Raw genomic sequence first — 13633 nt, 5'->3', positions numbered from 1 at the left:
GCTGACGCGCCCGGTCAGCTTGCATATGCGCGGAGGCGTTCTGCACGCTCGCCTTCGCGGAGTTTGCCCATCACTTCGCGTTCGATCTGCCGCACGCGCTCGCGCGAGAGTCCGAACAGCTTGCCGATCTGGTCGAGCGTACGCGGCTGGCCGTCGTCGAGCCCGTACCGGAGACGGATGACCTGCTGCTCCCGCTCGTCGAGGGTTCCGAGGACACTACGGACGTCGCTGTGTAGGAGTCCGGCGATCACTGCGGTCTCGGCGGAGGTTGCTTCGGCGTCCTCGATGAAGTCGCCCAACGGTGCTTCCTCGTCGCTGCCGACCGGCATGTCCAGGCTCACCGGGTCGCGGCTGTGGTCGAGCAGATCGGCGATCTTCACGACCGGAATGCCGGACTCTGCCGACAATTCGTCGTCGGTGGCCTCGCGGCCGAGTTGCTGGTGCAGTTCCCGCTTGATCCTGGCGAGCTTGTTGACCTGTTCGACGAGGTGGACAGGGAGCCGGATGGTGCGGCTCTGATCGGCCATGCCGCGGGTGATGGCCTGCCGGATCCACCAGGTGGCATAGGTCGAGAACTTGAAGCCCTTCGCGTAGTCGAACTTCTCCATCGCCCGGATGAGACCGAGGTTGCCTTCCTGGATCAAGTCGAGCAGGGGCATTCCGCGTCCGGTGTAGCGCTTGGCGAGCGACACCACGAGGCGCAGGTTTGCTTCGAGCAGGTGACTACGAGCCGCCTGGCCTTCGCGTACCACGACCGCGAGGTCGCGCTTCTTCGCAGGTGAGAGACGCTTCTTGGTCTCGAGCACGTGCTTGGCGTAAAGGCCGGCCTCGATCCGCTTGGCCAGTTCGACCTCGTCCGCTGCGGTCAGCAGAGCCGTCTTTCCGATTCCGTTCAGATAAACGCGCACAAGATCGGCGGCGGGACTTTGGTTGTCGAGGTCGGAATTGACTCGAGCGGTTGTTGCGGGGCGTGCCATGACGTGCCTCCTCATCGGTGGTGTCTCACAGGGTTCAACGCTCCAGTTGCCCGGGAAAGTTCCCAACGGTTCCCGAGTCGCAATGCTGTGACCTGCGTAGACCTGGGAGCTCGTCTGAGAAGTTGCTGAGAGATCAGCGGAGGACGCCGCGGTGGGAACTGTGGCTGATCCCGGGGACCTACACCGCCTGGGACCTACGCCGGTTCGACGAGACCATGGCGAACCAGCCCCTGCATCAGGGGTACCGCCATGGCCGTCAACTCGTCCTTGTCCTCTCCGTGTGCTGCGGCGAGGAGACCGACCAGGTCCCCCAGCGGGAGACCATCGGCGCGCAGGCCACCGAGCAGGTTCGCCGCCAGGTCGTCCACCTCGTGCTGCCACGCGGGTCCGCCCCCACGATGAACCCGAGTGACGACCTGGGCCCAGCCTTCGTCGCCGGGCAGGAAGACGCGCTCGAGTGCGGTGTCGGCGCATACGCGGAATCGGGATTCGAGGACGTCGTGCTCGCGTAGCCATTGAAGCCGCGCGAAGTAGTCGACGGATTCGGGGCCGAGCGCATCGGTGAAGGCATGACGCAGGTCTTCTGCCAGCACATCCGACGGGCCCTCGGTGCGACGCAGATAGACGAAGCCGAATCCGACCCCCTCGATCCCGTTGCGCGCGAAGTGATCGAACCAGTCCTCGGCGCGTAGCGCGACGTCCGGGTCGCGCTGATCGGCGTCGCCGTCCCGGAGCCACGTCCCGATGTACAGAGCGGGATCGGCGACATCACGCTGCACGATCCACGCATCCACACCGTGCGCGGGCAACCAGGACGCAACGCGTGCCCGCCAGTCCTGGCCCTCGATATGAACCCATGAGGCGAGGATGGACGCGGTCCCTCCGGGATTCAGGTGGTCGACGGCCTGCGAGATCATCAGTGTGCTCGCGCCATCGAGATCCAGTCCTGAATCACGGTAGCTGTGCTCCACCTGACCGCTGCTCACCACGAACGGGGGATTCGCGACGATCCGGTCGAAGCGCCGTCCCGCCACGGGTTCGAACCACGAGCCTTCGAGCAGTTCGAGGTCGACTTCGTTCAGCGCGGCCGAGGCCGCCGCAAATGTGAGGCACCGCGGAGTGATGTCGGTCGCGGTCACCGTGCCGGCGTACCCGGTCGCATGGATCGCCTGAACACCGCATCCGGTGCCGAGATCGAGTACGGAACCGATGGGGTCGGTGGGAGTGGCCTGCAACAGTGACAGGGATGCCTGCCCGACCCCGAGTACATGGTCGGGACGCGTCGGCGCGGGGCGGAGCGCACCGTCGAGGTCCGACAGAACCCAGCGGTTGCCTCCGCCCGCGTCCAGTGGCCGCAGGTCGAGTGCGGATCGCACACGGTCCGCATCGCGTTCGAGCAGACCCGCATCGATCGCGTGGTCGAGATCCAGAGGCGCCAGGGCCGCGGCAACGTCATCGGCTGGGCAGGTGTCCTGCAACAGGAACAGACGCACCAACACCCCCAGATCGCCCGCGTCACGCGTGGCACGTCGGGCGGCAACGGGTTCGCTGCGGCCGAGCGCGGCGTGAGCTTCGGCACCCAGGAGTTCGCGCACGCTGTCGATGTCATAGCGACACCGGATCAGCGCACGACGGAGAGAGGGGCAGATCGACAGGAGCAGGTCGCGGTCCACACGAGCATTCTCGCAGCCACACCCATCACTCGCCGCAGCGCCCGGGTCGGCTCAGCCGTCGATCACGTGGTGCTTGCGTGCCTCGAGTGCCGCGACTTCCTCACGTCGGCCGTCCCAACGGCTCGGTTCGCCCTTGCGGCGCGGTGGCCGGTCGTTCGCGATTAGTACCGCGATCCACGGCAGCGGGATCGAGAGCCCGATGATCGCCATCGCTATCCACGGGTTCGCCCACACGCCGTACGAGACGGCAGCCAGGATCAGCGCGGGAATACGGAACGCCATCAGTGTCATGTACTTACGGACCCGCGCTCGGTGCTGGTCCTCGAGAGACGCCTCCGCCTCCGTGATCAGGACCGGGTTATCGGGTGATCCGCTCTCGTGGGATCCGCCGAAACCAGGTGTTCTTGCCATATCTACTACCTTCCCACGCCCGTAGGTCGAATGCACATACCGGTCGGGGGTCGAAGTGCGGCATCATGGACATGTGAGTACGGATATCAAGGAACGGCCGGATACCACCACCGACGAAACCACCAGCGACGACACACCCAAGTTCTTCCACTACGTGAAGAAGAACAAGATCGCTGAAAGCGCCGTCATGGGCACCCACGTGGTTGCACTCTGCGGGGAGGTCTTTCCGGTGACCAAGTCGGCGAAACCGGGTTCGCCGGTGTGCCCCGAATGCAAGAAGGTCTACGACGGCCTGCGTAAGGGCGACTGAGGTAGCCGGGTCGGGGGACCCTCCTCCGCTGGCCCGGCTTCTCGCGGTATGACCGGACCGTCATCGGCCGAGGTGGTCGGCTCCTCCTCGGCCGTTTCGTCGCGTCCGGAGATCGTCGGGTCGCTGGACGCGGCGCAGTGATCGGGCAGGTTGATCGGGCATGTGTCGGCCACACGTTCGTCGGACGGATACGGGTCGTCGTCGTACCCGGGAAGTTGCTCGGAACGGAGAAGGTCGCTGAGGCGGATGGGACTCGCCATCGTGATTCGCCGTGTCAGGTTGGTCACCGGGCCTTCCGCCGGTGACGGTTGCTTGTCGGCCTGCTCGGCGAGCCACACCCGCCACTGCTCGATTCGTGTTGCCCGCGCAGGCCACATCGCCTGGATGGTGGCGTTGAACTCGGCTCCGATGACCACTGCGAAGCCGAGGAAGAAGGTGAACAACAGGAACGCGATGGGCGCGGCGAGCGCACCGTAAGTGTAGCCGTGCTCGGCAATCCAGGTCAGATACCTGCGCAGTCCGGCGCTCGCGAGGATGAAGAACGCTCCTGCGAGAATCGCGCCACCGAGCAGTCGATGCCATGGTAGGGACTTCGGCAACGCCACCTTGTACAGCGTGGTCAGGGCGACGAGCAGCAGGAGCCCGACTCCCGGGTAGTAGAAGGTGTCGACGATCTGTGACCCCATCGTGTACCAGGACTGAGGCAGGAGGCGTCCGATCATGGTCGGCCCGAGCGCCACCAAGGGCAGCGTGACGACTGCCAGAATGAGAAACATCACGTACAGCAGCAGGCCGAACACGCGCTGCCAAACCGGATGGCGATGATCCTGTTGGCCGTGCGCTTCGACGATGGAGTCGACGAATGTCGAGATCGCCGACGAGCCTGCCCAGAGCGACAGCACGAAGCCCAGGGACATCACATCCGCACGTCCTCGGTTGAGCACGTCGTATACGGTCGGCGCGATGATCTCGTCGACGACGCTGTCACTGAATGCGGTGCGCGTGAACGTGACGATCTTGGACACGATGATGTCGGGGATGTCGGGGCCGAACCATCCGCCCACGTAGCCGAGGCTGCCGAGCAGTCCCAGGAGCAGCGGTGGCAGCGACAGGGTCTGCCAGAACGCGGCTGTCGCGGCCTTGCTGAAGATCGAGTGATCCCACGCGGATTGTGCGGTGTGGCCGAGCACTCGACCGCACGCGCGTACCGCGCGCCGGATGCGGCGCGGTCCGGGCGCAGGGGGCACAGCGGTAGCGTTCATCTACTTCCAGCATTCCTGATGACACGACGTAATGCGCGCTCCACATGCGGTTGTCGGTGTCCCGGATTCTGTCACGACCGTCACGTCCGATCCGCATCGCCCGGGCGGTTCGAGACGCCGATCTGCGTGCGGAGGCGATAGGCTGCATGGCGGTCGGCGACAGGGATTCGAGTTCTACCGTCGCTGACCGGAGTTGAGCGGACAAGGAGCACGAAGAACCGGTGAGCACCGAAACCGTCGGACAGGCTACGACCTCCGCCCCTGGAGGACAGCTGCGCGCGTGGCAGCGACGCGCCCTGACCAAGTACCTCGCCACCAAACCTCGCGATTTCCTCGCGGTGGCCACTCCCGGGGCCGGCAAGACCACCTTCGCGCTGAGGGTCGCCTCCGAACTGTTGAAGGACCGGACCGTTGATCAGGTCACGGTCGTTGCACCCACCGAACACCTCAAGCACCAGTGGTCGTCGGCAGCGGCACGAGTCGGCATCGCGCTCGATTCGAATTTCACCAACTCCACTGGGCAGACCTCGAGTGACTACCAGGGCGTCGTCGTGACCTACGCGCAGGTCGCGTCCCACCCGTTCAAGCACCGCGTCCGCACCGAAGCACGCCGCACGCTGGTCGTCCTCGACGAGATCCATCACGGCGGCGATGCGAAGAGCTGGGGTGAGGGGATCCTCGAAGCATTCGGCGACGCGACGCGACGGCTGGCGCTGACAGGCACACCGTTCCGCAGCGACGACAGCGCCATCCCGTTCGTGACGTACGAACCGAACGAGGAAGGCCTGATGCAATCGAAGGCCGACCACGCCTACGGGTACTCCGATGCCCTCGCAGACGGTGTGGTGCGCCCCGTCGTGTTCCTCGCCTACTCGGGTGAGGCCCGTTGGCGCACCAGCGCGGGGGAGGAATACACCGCCCGGCTCGGTGAGCCGCTGAGCGCCGAGCACACGGCGCGTGCGTGGCGTACCGCGCTGGATCCGGAGGGAGACTGGGTGCCTGCCGTGCTGGGTGCGGCCAACACCCGCCTCCAACAGTTGCGTGCGGGCGGCATGCCGGACGCGGGCGGGCTCGTCATCGCGACCGATCAGACGGTCGCTCGCGCATACGCCAAGACTCTCGAGCACCTGACGGGGGAACCGCCCGCCGTGGTCCTGTCCGACGATCCCACTGCCTCCGCGCGGATCTCCGAGTTCAGCGCAGGGAGCCAACGGTGGATGGTTGCCGTCCGCATGGTGTCCGAAGGCGTCGACGTCCCGCGGCTCGCGGTCGGTGTATATGCAACGAGCGCTTCGACTCCGCTGTTCTTCGCTCAGGCGATCGGACGTTTCGTGCGTGCGAGGCAGAAGGGTGAGACGGCCAGCGTGTTCCTGCCGTCGGTGCCGGTGCTACTCGAACTCGCCAGCCAGCTCGAAGCGCAACGCGACCACATTCTGGGTAAGCCGCACCGGGTCGACGAGGGCTTCGACGACCAACTACTCGCCGACGCCAATCGCAGGAAGGACGAGCCCGGTGAGGACGACAAGGCCTACACCTCGATCGGCGCGGAAGCCGAACTCGATCAGGTGATCTACGACGGTTCGTCCTTCGGCACTGCCACGTTCTCGGGCAGTGATGAGGAAGCGGACTATCTCGGTCTGCCCGGATTGCTGGATGCAGATCAGATGAGGGCATTGCTGCGTCAGCGGCAGGAGAAACAACTCGACAGACCTGCGACCAGGCCGGCACCGCAGGCTCAGCCGGCGGCGCCGCAACAGGTGACCGAGCGAGTCGCCGCCGCCGATGAGCTTCCCCAGCTGCGCCGCGAGCTCAATTCCTTGGTGGCGGTCGTGCACCATCGCACGCGTAAACCGCACGGGGTGATCCACGGAGAGCTTCGACGTCAATGCGGTGGCCCACCGACCGCGATGGCGAGCGCCGAGCAGTTGCGCGACCGCATCGCAATTCTGCGGAGTTGGTGAGGGAGCGGCGGGGCTGAGGAACCGGCCGCGAACGACGAAACGGGCGACTGCTGGAAAGGGCAGTCGCCCGTTTCACGGGTCGGGTCGCGGAACCGTGGTTCCGGACGGCGGATCAGACTGTTGCGTCGGCGTCGGCCTCGGTGACGATCGTGGCACCGAGCTCGCGGAGCCGATCGGTGTGTTCGTTTGCATGATGACCGCAGAACAACAGTTCGCCGCCCGTAGGAAGGACAGCTCGAACGCGAGCGGCTGCACTGCACCGATCGCACCTGTCGGCGGCGGTCAACTTCGGGGTGGTCAACGTACCGGGCATGACTCCTCCAAACTGGCCACCTTCGACAACGGTCGCCTGGGGTCTGGTCCGCCGCGCCGGGGTAGCGCGGTAGATCTACTCTTACAGACGATTCGCGTTCGCGGGTTGTTCCCCCCATCGTCCATTCGTGTTGTGTTTCACGAATCCGCAGAAAGAAACCCCAGGACGTGGGCATTTGCGGATCTGTTCGTTGCCTCACAGCGCGGTTGTTCGCTCACAGCGCAGCCGTGACGCACGGCGCGTCGCGATGGTGGCCGCGTGTCGGCGGCGCAAACATTGGGGGCATGACCGGAATTCTGCTGCACATTTGCCCGCAGGACGAATGGCTCCGTGCCCGCGAGACAGGCGTTGTGACGCCGTCGTCGCTCAGCGAGGTGGGTTTCGTGCACCTGTCGACCCCCGCCCAGGTACACCTGCCCGCGAATCGACTGTTTCGCGGGCGTACCGATCTTGTCCTGCTCCATATCGATCCGTCCCGTCTGATCGGCGACGTGCGGTTCGAACCGGGGGTGCCGGGCGATCCCGAGTCGATGCGATTCCCGCACCTGTACGGCCCGTTGCCGGTCGATGCGGTTGTGCGGGTCGTCGACTACCGGCCGGATGACGACGGTCGATTCGCTTCGTTGTGATCGAGGCGTGTCTCGCAGAAACGGCGAAGGGGCGAGGTTGCTCCTTCGCCGTTCCGCACCGCCCGGGCCCCACCGGCCATCGGTCGAGGGCGTGACTAGTCGAGATAGTCGCGCAGGACCTGGGACCGCGAGGGGTGTCGCAGCTTCGACATCGTCTTCGACTCGATCTGGCGGATGCGCTCACGGGTCACCCCGTACACCTGTCCGATCTCGTCGAGAGTGCGGGGTTGGCCGTCGGTGAGGCCGAAGCGCAACCGCACGACACCCGCCTCGCGCTCGGAGAGTGTCTCGAGGACGGACTGGAGCTGATCCTGCAGCAGCGTGAACGACACGGCATCGACCGCGACGACGGCCTCGGAGTCTTCGATGAAATCGCCGAGCTGACTGTCGCCCTCGTCGCCGATGGTCTGGTCGAGCGAAATGGGCTCGCGCGCGTACTGCTGGATTTCCAGCACCTTCTCCGGCGTGATGTCCATTTCCTTCGCGAGTTCTTCGGGAGTGGGTTCCCGACCCAGATCCTGGAGTAGTTCGCGCTGGATGCGGCCGAGCTTGTTGATGACCTCGACCATGTGAACCGGGATGCGAATCGTGCGGGCCTGGTCGGCCATGGCGCGGGTGATGGCCTGGCGGATCCACCATGTCGCGTACGTCGAGAACTTGTAGCCCTTGGTGTAGTCGAACTTCTCCACCGCACGGATCAGGCCCAGGTTGCCTTCCTGGATGAGGTCCAGGAACGCCATGCCGCGGCCGGTGTAGCGCTTGGCGAGGGAGACGACAAGCCGGAGGTTTGCCTCGAGCAGATGATTCTTGGCGCGGTTGCCATCGCGGCAGATCCAGTTCATGTCGCGGCGCTGGGCCACGGGAAGCTTTTCGCCCTTCGCGGCGAGTTCTTGCAAGCGGAACGTCGCATAGAGACCGGCCTCGATGCGCTTGGCGAGTTCGACCTCCTCCTCGGCGTTGAGGAGCGCAACCTTGCCGATCTGCTTGAGGTAGGCGCGGACCGAGTCTGCGGAGGCGGTGAGCTCGGCGTCCTTGCGTGCCTGACGCAACGCTTCGGACTCTTCTTCGTCCCATACGAAGTCGCCGGACGCTTTGTCTTTTTCGCTGGGCTCGTCTTCTTCGGTCGGCGCGTCTTCGGCGACCAGTTCGCCTTCCGCCACGTCGATGTCTTCGAGTTCCGGTTCGGCTGTGCCGTCGAAGTCGTCGTCGCCGGCCTTCCCGCCCTTGGCGAGTGCTTTCTTCGCTGGGGTCTTCTTGGCGGCTTTCTTGGCGGGTGCCTTCTTCGCGGGTGCCTTCTTGGCGGGTGCCTTTTTCGCGGCGGCCTTCTTCGCCGGGGGGTTCGCCGCGGGTGTTGCAGTGTTTGCAGCGTCGGCGGCGCCTGAAGCGTCCGCGACGGGTGCCGATTCCTTCTGTGAATCAGCGGTGTGGATGTCGGTGGCTGCCACGTACGCCCTTTCGTGACGAGGTAGTGCGGCGTCGCGCCAGAGGTGTTCCGGCGGAGAGGTCTGTCGGGATCAGGCCGGGTTCCGGCCGGCTGTGCACCATTGTAACGATCCCTGTGGCCGAGGATGTGCCGGACTCAAGGAGTCGAGCCTGTTTTCGCAGCGTAGGCAGCGCCGACGATCCCGGCGGTGTTGCGAAGCTCGGCCGGAACGACGGGAGTGTCGTTCGTCAGGAGGGGAATCCACTTCTCGTGTTTTCGGCTGATGCCACCTCCAGCGATGAACAGGTCGGGCCACAGCAGGGCCTCGAAGCGCTCCAGCACCCGGGAGACCTCACGGGCCCATCGTTTGTAGGACCAGTCGTTCTGCTCTTTCACCGACGACGCTGCGCGATGCTCGGCTTCCTTGCCGTCGACCTCCATATGGCCGAACTCGGTGTTCGGCAGCAGGACGCCGTTGTGCAGGACCGCTGAGCCGATACCGGTGCCGAAAGTCAGGAGGATGACCACGCCGTCGGTGTCGGCGGCCGCGCCGAACCGGTCCTCGGCGATGCCCGCTGCGTCGGCGTCGTTGAGGACCGTGACGTGTCGGGCGCCGAGCACGGTCGAGAACAGGGACCGCGCATTCGTGCCGATCCACGAGGAATCGATATTGGCTGCGGTCCTGGCGATGCCTCCGGCCACCACGCTCGGGAGGGTGATACCGACGGGGCCGTCCCACCCCGCCTGCTCGATGATTGCGGCCACCGTCGCGGCCACGGCGTCGGGGGTCGACGGTTGTGGCGTGAGGATCTTCGTCCGATCGCCGATCAACTGGCCTGTCGACAGGTCGACCAGGCCGCCTTTCACTCCGCTGCCACCGACGTCGACGCCGAACCCCACGTCGGCGGAGTCGGACGGGTCGGGTGTTCCCTGCGTCATGAGGTGCTCACTCTCCGGGTCGGTTCGCAGCGCCGATCGGTGGGTATCACCGATCGGCGTGCTTGTGGGGCAACGATAGTGCGAAAGGCACGGTTTGTGCGGGTGGTGCGGGCGATGCGCGTGTGTTCCGATGGTCGGGTGTCAGATGCCATCGAGTCCCACGCTGTCTCCGAGTTCGATCCGGCCTCGCTCCGCGCGGTCGCCGTCGCTGTTGCACTGGAAGCGGCTGCGCATGTGCGTGGTCGCCGGCGCGAGTTGTTCGGGTCGGACCGGGCGTTCGGTGGTGAGCGCAACTCGGTGCAGACGAAGTCCACCGATACCGACCCGGTCACCATCGCCGACACCGAGGCCGAGGATCTCATCCGCCGTCGACTGGGGCAGTTGAGGCCCGGCGACGGGTTCCTCGGCGAGGAGAGCGGTGACAGCGACGGTACGGGAGACGGCGGCGCGGGGGAGACCGGCGTGGGGGAGACTTTGGTGCAGTGGGTCGTCGATCCCATCGACGGCACGGTGAACTTCGTATACGGGATTCCCGCGTATGCGGTCAGTGTGGCGGCCCGGATCGGGGGGGTTTCGGTGGCAGGTGCCGTGGTCGACGTCGCGTCGGGAGATCTCTACTCGGCCGCGGTGGGCCTCGGCGCGACCCGTACCGATGCCGACGGGGTAGTGACGCAGCTGCGCTGCACGCCGGTGACCGATCTCGGACTAGCACTTGTTGCCACCGGGTTCTCCTACTCCGCGCAGCGGAGGGCGGTGCAGGGCCGGCTGGTAGCGAAACTGTTGCCGGAGGTGCGAGATATCCGGCGGATCGGGGCTGCGGCGCTGGATCTGTGCATGGTGGCGTCAGGACGGGTCGACGCCCACTACGAGCACGGCCTCAACCCCTGGGACTGGGCAGCGGGTGCGCTCATTGCATCCGAGGCGGGCGCCGACGTCCGGCTGCCCACGGGGTTCGGTAGCGACGGCGAGATCATGACGGCCGCAGCCCCGGGTGTGGCAGACGCATTCGCGGCGACGCTTGCGACGATCGGCGCGGTTGCTCCCGTTCCTGCGTAACTGCGTGGTCGAGTTCTCGTTCGGACACGTCGGTGAGTTCTGCCCAGCCTCGAGACGAATTCGGATAAAAGGGATAATTGTCCGAATTGATGAAAATGTGTGGTGTCAGCAGGGCGCGTTGAGCGCAGCATCGAGAAGTTCCACATCGAGGGGAGCGGAATTCTCGCCCACACGCGCTGCCCGCAAAGTGCGCAGCAACTCGTCGGCGTCGGCGCTCGGCGTGATGTCGCGGAAATATGTGCCCAGCGCCAGATCGACAGTGTCGTCCTCGCGGTCGTCGAGAATCAGCTCTGCACACGGCGCAACCAGGCGCGCGGTATTTGCTGCGGCGCGGCCGGTCTCGCCGAACCGGACCTGGCCGTGGCATTGCATGTTCTGACCGACGTACACGGGGTCGTTACCCGCCTGCACGTCCGGTGCGCTCGCAAATCCGTAGTCGCTGAGTTGTGCCGCGACGGTGGACGCCTGCCCGCGCTCTCCGTTCGCGTTGAACACGCGCACTCGGGTTGCGGCGAGGGGTGCCGGGTCGACGTCGAGCATGGTCGAACGGTCTACGACCTGCCCGAGGGGGGCCGGCGGGGCGCTGTCGGGATCGGTAGGCGCAGTGGGTGGAGGCGGGCACGCCACCGTGGTCGTACTGGTGTCGGCCGTGGTGAACACGGAGGTCCAGACCACGATCGTGCCCGCCGCGAGGACAGCGCCCGCGAGTGCAGCGGGAATCCACCGGCGACGATGGAACGGGCGACCGCGTTTGTCGGTTGCGCTGCCTTCGGTGATCAGGGAAACCACGCGGGCCTGCCTTTCGTCTCCTCACCGTGCGAACGGTGCGTCGTTACCGTGCGAACGGTGCGTCGTTCACTGCCGTGGAACGGTGCGTCGTTCACTGCCGTGGAACGGTGCGTCGTTCACTGCCGTGGAACGGTGCGTCGTTCACTGTAGAGGGCGGTGTGGTCGGCGTGATGGAGGCGTACCCGGTCAGGTATGTCACGGTCGCTGTGATGTCGGTGACGATTTCCTGTCGATTCCGAGGAAATTGTGAATCGATTGCATATTCCGCTCTGCTGTCGGCTATTGTTCGTCGGCCGAGCGTCGTCCATCGACGAGGGCGGTGGGGAGAACGCGGGCTGGTTCGGGGATACCGACGACAAACCGAGGTCTGTGGGAACTTCATCGCACGGTCGGGCGTTGCCTTGGCCGGGAGCATCACCGGGGTTCCCTGTCGAGCACTTGTAAGACGACTAGAGGTAAGAGGGAAATGGCGACTGACTACGACGCACCGCGGCGGACCGATAGCGACGATGTGTCGGAAGACTCACTCGAAGAACTGAAGGCACGGCGCAACGAGGCGCAGTCCGCGGTAGTGGACGTCGACGAATCGGACACGGCCGAGTCCTTCGAGCTCCCGGGGGCGGACTTGTCCGGCGAGGAGCTCTCTGTGCGCGTGGTGCCGAAACAGGCCGATGAATTCACCTGTTCGAGCTGCTTCCTGGTGCATCACCGGAGCCGCCTCGCGAGCGAGGAGGGCGGTCGGATGATCTGCCGTGACTGCGCATGGTGACGAAGCTCTCGCGCTGAGGTGGCTCGAAACGCCGTAGCAGTGACCTGGTGGGCCACTGCTGCGGCGTAGCGGTGCGCTGTGACCATCAGCCCGCCGCCGGCTCCTCGTGCCCCATGGCGGACAGGAGTTCTGCAGGTCGTCTGGTGCTGATCAACCAGTACGGGGTCGGATCTTCCGGATCGTCGAGGACGACGAGGGCCATCGTCTTGATCCACGGACGGTGCCGCACGAATGCGGCGGGATCGAGCTGTCGGCCGAGTGCGGAGCTCTTTGCGGAGCCGGGAACGACGATCCCGCGAGAGACCAGCTCCACCGGCAGGTGGGCCTGTTCGACGACGAGCTCACCGTCGATGACCTCGATGCGCCGTCGTGAGAGCCACACCAGTACCCACAGCGCGCAGGGGATCAGTACTGCATACGGCACCCAGGCATACATCCCGGGTGCCCCCATGTGCAGTTCGGCTGCAAGCAACGCTGCGATCCCGATGCCGATGGGCCACCACCAGATCGGAACCCACAACCGTTCGGAGTAGGTCGGCGTGCGGGTCAACGAACCGGTGGCGCTACCAGAGCTGGAGGTATCAGACACGAAACCAGGATAGTCGCCTCGCGAGGGGGCATCGACATCCGGAGAGTAGTCTCGGTGCACGTGACCGACCTTTCCCCCATCCCGCTGCGTCGTCTCGACCCGGGTGTACCCATGCCGACCCGGGCGCACGCAGGTGATGCAGGCGTCGACCTGTGCGCCACCAGCGATGTGACGATCGAACCCGGACAGCGAGTGCTCGTCGGAACCGGAATATCCGTGGCGTTGCCCTTGGGGACCGTCGGACTGATTCATCCCCGCTCGGGGCTCGCCGCCAAGTTCGGACTTTCCGTGGTGAATACACCGGGAACCGTCGATGCCGGTTACCGGGGGGAGATCAAGGTCTGCCTGATCAACCACGACACCGATCACACCATCGAGGTGAACCGGGGCGACCGAATCGCTCAGCTCCTGGTGCAGCGGGTCGAACTTGTCGACTTCGTGGAGGTCGACGAGCTCGACGACACCACCCGTGGTGCCGGCGGTTACGGCTCGAGTGGTGGCCACGCCGGCCTCGTGAAGGAAGGTTCCTGAC

Annotated in this window: 15 protein-coding genes; 6 read left to right on the top strand and 9 right to left on the bottom strand. The window is 65.6% G+C overall.

The window, feature by feature from the left end:
- Positions 1–14 precede the first annotated feature (14 nt).
- The 3 genes from ACZI8W_RS09640 to ACZI8W_RS09630 form a co-directional block, all read right to left on the bottom strand.
- The gene (locus ACZI8W_RS09640; RefSeq protein WP_463368262.1) at positions 15–977 is read right to left on the bottom strand and encodes a sigma-70 family RNA polymerase sigma factor; all 963 of its coding nucleotides are present in this window, start codon (positions 975–977) and stop codon (positions 15–17) included.
- A 194-nt stretch (positions 978–1171) separates the two neighbouring features.
- Positions 1172–2650 carry a DUF7782 domain-containing protein gene (locus ACZI8W_RS09635; protein WP_463368261.1) on the bottom strand — a complete coding sequence of 493 codons (1479 nt, stop codon included), beginning with the start codon at positions 2648–2650 and terminating at the stop codon, positions 1172–1174.
- A 51-nt stretch (positions 2651–2701) separates the two neighbouring features.
- On the bottom strand, positions 2702–3061 hold the full coding sequence (locus ACZI8W_RS09630) for a DUF3099 domain-containing protein (RefSeq protein WP_463368260.1): 360 nt from the start codon (positions 3059–3061) through the stop codon (positions 2702–2704).
- A 73-nt stretch (positions 3062–3134) separates the two neighbouring features.
- On the opposite strand from ACZI8W_RS09630, the gene ACZI8W_RS09625 reads away from it, so the two are divergent.
- Positions 3135–3371, top strand: a complete 237-nt coding sequence (locus tag ACZI8W_RS09625; protein WP_054714474.1) for a DUF3039 domain-containing protein — start codon at positions 3135–3137, stop codon at positions 3369–3371.
- On the opposite strand, the gene ACZI8W_RS09620 is transcribed toward ACZI8W_RS09625, so the two are convergent.
- On the bottom strand, positions 3344–4633 hold the full coding sequence (locus ACZI8W_RS09620) for a YihY/virulence factor BrkB family protein (RefSeq protein WP_463368259.1): 1290 nt from the start codon (positions 4631–4633) through the stop codon (positions 3344–3346). The genes ACZI8W_RS09625 and ACZI8W_RS09620 overlap by 28 nt on opposite strands.
- A gap of 221 nt (positions 4634–4854) precedes the next feature.
- Between ACZI8W_RS09620 and ACZI8W_RS09615 the strand changes: the two genes are divergently transcribed.
- A complete protein-coding gene (locus ACZI8W_RS09615) occupies positions 4855–6594 on the top strand; it encodes a DEAD/DEAH box helicase (protein WP_463368258.1) in 1740 nt (579 codons plus the stop codon).
- Positions 6595–6706: 112 nt separating this feature from the next.
- On the opposite strand, the gene ACZI8W_RS09610 is transcribed toward ACZI8W_RS09615, so the two are convergent.
- The gene (locus tag ACZI8W_RS09610; protein WP_463368257.1) at positions 6707–6907 is read right to left on the bottom strand and encodes a DUF7455 domain-containing protein; all 201 of its coding nucleotides are present in this window, start codon (positions 6905–6907) and stop codon (positions 6707–6709) included.
- 284 nt (positions 6908–7191) lie between these two features.
- Between ACZI8W_RS09610 and ACZI8W_RS09605 the strand changes: the two genes are divergently transcribed.
- Entirely contained in the window at positions 7192–7536 is a 345-nt protein-coding gene (locus ACZI8W_RS09605) for a DUF952 domain-containing protein (RefSeq protein WP_463368256.1), read from the top strand.
- A gap of 95 nt (positions 7537–7631) precedes the next feature.
- Here the strand turns inward: ACZI8W_RS09605 and ACZI8W_RS09600 are convergent, their stop codons facing one another.
- Positions 7632–8981, bottom strand: a complete 1350-nt coding sequence (locus tag ACZI8W_RS09600; RefSeq protein ID WP_463368255.1) for an RNA polymerase sigma factor — start codon at positions 8979–8981, stop codon at positions 7632–7634.
- 134 nt (positions 8982–9115) lie between these two features.
- Positions 9116–9898, bottom strand: a complete 783-nt coding sequence (gene ppgK / locus ACZI8W_RS09595) for a polyphosphate--glucose phosphotransferase (protein ID WP_463368254.1) — start codon at positions 9896–9898, stop codon at positions 9116–9118.
- A 114-nt stretch (positions 9899–10012) separates the two neighbouring features.
- Here ppgK and ACZI8W_RS09590 point away from each other — a divergent pair, with 114 nt between their 5' ends.
- On the top strand, positions 10013–10954 hold the full coding sequence (locus ACZI8W_RS09590; RefSeq protein ID WP_463368253.1) for an inositol monophosphatase family protein: 942 nt from the start codon (positions 10013–10015) through the stop codon (positions 10952–10954).
- 105 nt (positions 10955–11059) lie between these two features.
- Here the strand turns inward: ACZI8W_RS09590 and cei are convergent, their stop codons facing one another.
- Positions 11060–11743 carry an envelope integrity protein Cei gene (cei, locus tag ACZI8W_RS09585; protein WP_463368252.1) on the bottom strand — a complete coding sequence of 228 codons (684 nt, stop codon included), beginning with the start codon at positions 11741–11743 and terminating at the stop codon, positions 11060–11062.
- A 466-nt stretch (positions 11744–12209) separates the two neighbouring features.
- Here cei and ACZI8W_RS09580 point away from each other — a divergent pair, with 466 nt between their 5' ends.
- Positions 12210–12512: a DUF4193 domain-containing protein gene (locus ACZI8W_RS09580; protein ID WP_378567551.1), complete on the top strand. Its 303-nt coding sequence runs from the start codon at positions 12210–12212 to the stop codon at positions 12510–12512.
- 85 nt (positions 12513–12597) lie between these two features.
- On the opposite strand, the gene ACZI8W_RS09575 is transcribed toward ACZI8W_RS09580, so the two are convergent.
- Positions 12598–13101 (bottom strand): DUF3093 domain-containing protein, encoded by a 504-nt coding sequence (locus ACZI8W_RS09575; protein WP_463368251.1) that lies wholly within the window; start codon positions 13099–13101, stop codon positions 12598–12600.
- Positions 13102–13155: 54 nt separating this feature from the next.
- Between ACZI8W_RS09575 and dut the strand changes: the two genes are divergently transcribed.
- Positions 13156–13632 (top strand): dUTP diphosphatase, encoded by a 477-nt coding sequence (dut, locus tag ACZI8W_RS09570; protein WP_463368250.1) that lies wholly within the window; start codon positions 13156–13158, stop codon positions 13630–13632.
- Position 13633: the final 1 nt, after the last annotated feature.

Source organism: Rhodococcus ruitaii, from assembly GCF_055230935.1.
This window is presented reverse-complemented; position numbering and strand designations above follow the sequence as displayed.